Origin of the sequence: Phascolarctobacterium succinatutens YIT 12067 (assembly GCF_000188175.1) — a bacterium.
In the GTDB taxonomy this organism is placed as follows: Bacteria; Bacillota; Negativicutes; order Acidaminococcales; family Acidaminococcaceae; genus Phascolarctobacterium_A; species Phascolarctobacterium_A succinatutens.
Map to the genome: position 1 here is coordinate 1 of NZ_GL830916.1, position 4,149 is coordinate 4,149.

General features: G+C 44.6%; 3 protein-coding genes. All 3 read right to left on the minus strand.

Features of this window, described 5'->3' with window-relative positions; translation table 11 throughout:
• Nucleotides 1-40: 40 nt before the first annotated feature.
• The gene (locus tag HMPREF9443_RS07445; protein ID WP_009145962.1) at nt 41-1,969 is read right to left on the minus strand and encodes a TonB-dependent receptor plug domain-containing protein; all 1,929 of its coding nucleotides are present in this window, start codon (nt 1,967-1,969) and stop codon (nt 41-43) included.
• A gap of 169 nt (nt 1,970-2,138) precedes the next feature.
• On the minus strand, nt 2,139-2,909 hold the full coding sequence (locus HMPREF9443_RS07450) for a carbon-nitrogen hydrolase family protein (RefSeq protein ID WP_009145963.1): 771 nt from the start codon (nt 2,907-2,909) through the stop codon (nt 2,139-2,141).
• Nucleotides 2,910-3,129: 220 nt separating this feature from the next.
• A partial coding sequence (locus tag HMPREF9443_RS07455; protein WP_009145964.1) for a radical SAM/SPASM domain-containing protein occupies nt 3,130-4,149 on the minus strand: 1,020 nt, incomplete at its 5' end.

Below are 4,149 nucleotides of genomic sequence, written 5' to 3' on the forward strand. Positions count from 1 at the left end.
CGGCGCATTGCGCCGCCTTAAAGGTTAAACTGTTATGCTATTAAAAAGTGTATTCTGCGCCGATTATGAAGCGTCTGCCCTGTGCAGGATACTTGTAAGTACCACCATCAATACCAGCACTTTCAGCATAAGCCTTGTTGAACAGATTGTAGCCCTTAGCATAGAAGGAAAGGTCTTTCGTTGCTTTATATGCCACAGACATGTCCAAGGTCATGTATTTGCTGTCAACATAGGCACTCTTGTCTGCACCACTGCCACCACGCAGGAACAAATCAGCATTCCACAGGTCATCGTGATAGCGAACACCAAAGCGATACATATTAGGAATATAGTTAGCATCACGAACATAGCCACTGCCATGCTCATTATTTTTTACACGAATATAGGTATAGGAAGCCTCTAAATCCCAGTTATCGTTCAGCTCGTGAGCAACACTCAACTCCATACCATTTTTCTTTTGCTTATCAACATTTCTTACAATTGATACAGAAGCGTTATCACTATTAGTAGTATCCCAATCAATAGCATCTTCAAGCTTGCTTTGGAAATAGCTAATGTTAACAGATGTTTTATCTGCTATCTTAGTTCCATAACCAATAGTCCATGTATCACCTTTTTCAGGCTTCAGATTTGGGTTACCATAGCTTTCATATGTATATTTATTTCTATCATCATAATAATAAGAATAATAATACAAGTCATCTAATGTAGGTGCCTTAAAAACCTGTCCCCAGTTAAAGTACGCATGACTGTTTTCGTCAAATTTCTTGTTCAAACCTGCACTCCAAGTAGTTTTACTGCCTGCGGTACTATGCTTATCATAGCGCACGCCTGCATCCAAAGTCCAGCTAGGTGCAAATTCCCATTGGTCGCTGACAAAAACAGCTTTATTATTAATGGATTTTTCTGCTGTATATGACGTAGCATTTAATGCTTTAGCCTTACGATAGGAAGCACCTACAACTAATCTGTTGTTATCTGACAAGGTAATGTTCTGCTGAGCTTCAAAGCCTGTATCAGTTTCGTACATATCGCCCGCATTGTAATAATCATATTTATTACGATAAAGTTGGATAAAGCCTTGATCCTTATCATTGACAGTCCAATTATACTTTGCATAAAAATCATTCGTTTTTTTGTTGCTGAAGCTTGCAGACTTTGCCTTTGTACTATAAGATCTAACGCCTTCAAACTTACTGAAATCATAACCAAGTTCTAAATTAGATGTTTCTGAAAGCTCTTGGCTTAATTTCACAGAAACCTTTTCATTTTCATAAGTAGACGCAGCAGGCCATCTCTCATTTGCTTCTGTTTTAGCATCTTTATACTCATGATAGCCTTGTTTATATTTAGAGGCTGCAACCATAACGCCAGTCTTACCTTCTTTTATAGTGTACATAGCTTTTGCATCACGTGCCTGATGAGATCCAAAGCCCATAGAAACCTTACCATAGCTATGGTCCACCTTCTTAGTGATAATATTAACTACACCACCAACGGCATCGCTGCCATAAAGTGCGCCACCATGACCTTTAACAACTTCAATGCGCTCGATAAGGCTTACATCTGGCATTTGATTTAAATCATAGCTGGCACGACTCATTGTTCCCATATCAATGTTAACGCGTTTGCCATCAACAAGGACGAGAACGCGTTCATCGCCATTTAAAACTACTTTCTTTTCATAAGCGCCAACACCGGTGTCCATAACCGTAGCACCCGGTACATCCTTCAGTACATCAGCTACATCCAGATAATGTCTGTCAGCGATTTTTTCTGCAGAAATAACGGTTGTATTTACAGGAACATCAACCATTTTGCTTTCGGTTCTGGTAGCAGTTACCACCATATCCTCAAGTGCGAACTCCTGCAAATCCTCTGCTGCAAACGCCGTGCCCCCCCATACTACAGTTGTACCTGCAAGCAAGGACACCACTACAGCATTACGTAAGCTTTGAACCTTTTTCATACTCTAAACCCACCTTTGAAATAATTTATAGCATACCATCCGCCTCTATACTTTCAAGACAGGCGTACAGCAAAACTAGCTTTCTCTCTCAGCTATCAGTTTATCTTCTTATCACTTACTCGTCAACGGCAAAAATAGGGATATTATTTCGCCGCAAGCATTTATTTACTTACTTTATATAATGAACATCATAGGCAACTGACTGCACACACTTAGCTTCTGCATCATAATCAAAAAGCAACACCGCAGGCTCACCGCTGTACGCCAGCTTCAGCTCACCCCGGTCAATAACCACGCTCTGCCCCACATTCATATCCATCCACTGCGGGGAACCGGTCTGATTGCAGACAATTATCGTCACATCAGTTACCTTAGATGCATGCAGCCAAGCGGGAAGCGGATTACCGCATACCTGTGTCGGCGGCCAGGCAGCAACGTCGACAATTATTTCGGCACCGTGTGCCTTGGTTCCCTCATAATATTCCGGGAACCACAGGTCAGCGCACACCAGCACTCCTGTCTGCAGTCCGCTGCAGGGAAGCACGGTAAAACTGTCACCCTTGCGCGCCCAAGACTCGGATGCCATGCACTCGCCAAAGAGCTTGCGGTGACGGCCGATGATTTCACCATCAGGACCAAAGACAAGACAGCTGTTGAAGTTTTTATCACAGGCAGCATCATATTCGCCGCAGCCTAAAAAGAGGGTAATGCCATATTCACAGCACAATTTACGCAGCGGCTCCAGCTCAGGTGACGGCTGAGGCACTACCACAGCGTTTTCATCTATGCGATAAAAATAATATCCCTGTACTGCCATCTCCGGCGTTAATACCCAGTCTGCGCCCTGCTCCGCAGCAATGCGCACTGCCTGCTCCAATATCTGCAGATTGCGCTCCTGCGGACCGCAGCTGAGCTCTAAATGACATAAAGCAATTTTCATTCCATTGCCTCCGAAAATTCTAAACAATCATTTTTTCTATTTTATTGTATATACTAAGAATATAGTCAAGCAAAAGATACTACCAAGCAGCTTAGTTATGTCAAAAGATATGTAGAAAATACCTGTTAGATGTCAGAAGCATTACCTGACGCATTATTTATTAACAAAGAAACGTCAGCGAAGCGAAATACTTTGTTAAGCACCCGACGCTGACGTTTTTTTACTTTTGTATGCGTTTTATCGCTTCACGCTTCATGCTGCATTCCGCACCATAGGCAGACTTATCCTCGAAGCCATACCAACGCGCGAAGCAACCGCCGCCGCACAATTTAAAATCACCGCATTGACGGCAAAAATCCATAGACTCGGCAATCACCTGCTTAGTTTTTTCTACCAAAGCAGGCTCTAAGCCGTTATATACATTACCAAGGTAAAAATCCGCATTGCCTACCAGCGAGGAGCAGGCGTAAATATCCCCCTTGGCATCCACAAAGGCTGCTTCACCGTTCATGGCGTAGCAATGGCCGAAGGTCAGACTGCAATCCTTACACAAAAGCTGCGCCCGCTCCTGCTGCGCAATCGCTATGCGCATTCCTGTGAGCTTCGCCAGCTCGTCGCAGCGCGCAAAAACGCGCTGCATAGCCTGCTGCATTGCTGCAGGCGTTGGCGGCTGCAGATTGCGGCCACGTCCCTGCCCGCGCAGGATGTCAAAGCCGATTTTACGGATGTTGCCCAAAAAATAGGCAAAATCCACAATGCCTTCAAGTGTATCTACATTTTCCGATGTCACTACACAGGTTACGCCGCAGGCAATATTGTTGCGGCGTAAAACCTCAATACCTTTGAGGATTTCTCCGGTCGCACCGTAGCCATTCTTTTTCAGCCTCAGCTTATCATTGACAGCCGGTCTGCCGTCAAGGCTCACGCCGATAGCAACCTTATTTTTATAGAGATACTTTGCAATCTTATCAGTAAGCAAAGAGCCGTTAGTCTGCAGCTGCAGTACGGCAGGCGGCTTTTCCTGATGCACATAATCTACCACTGCCTTCAGGCAATCAAAGTTCAGCAGCGGCTCGCCGCCGCTGAACTGAATTACGAAGCGTTCACCGCCGTCCGCCGCCAGCTTAACTGCTGCCAACGCTGTTTCCGGTGACATCATACTGCGTTCATGCTCGGCAGCATAGCAGTAACGGCAGGCAAAGTTGCACTGGCCGGTCAGGCTCAGCACTAACATTTTAAT

Bases quoted from the DNA above. Each gene is read 5' to 3' on its own strand.
- HMPREF9443_RS07445 (WP_009145962.1), bottom strand. From the start codon at position 1,969: ATGAAAAAGGTTCAAAGCTTACGTAATGCTGTAGTGGTGTCCTTGCTT.
- HMPREF9443_RS07450 (WP_009145963.1), bottom strand. From the start codon at position 2,909: ATGAAAATTGCTTTATGTCATTTAGAGCTCAGCTGCGGTCCGCAGGAG.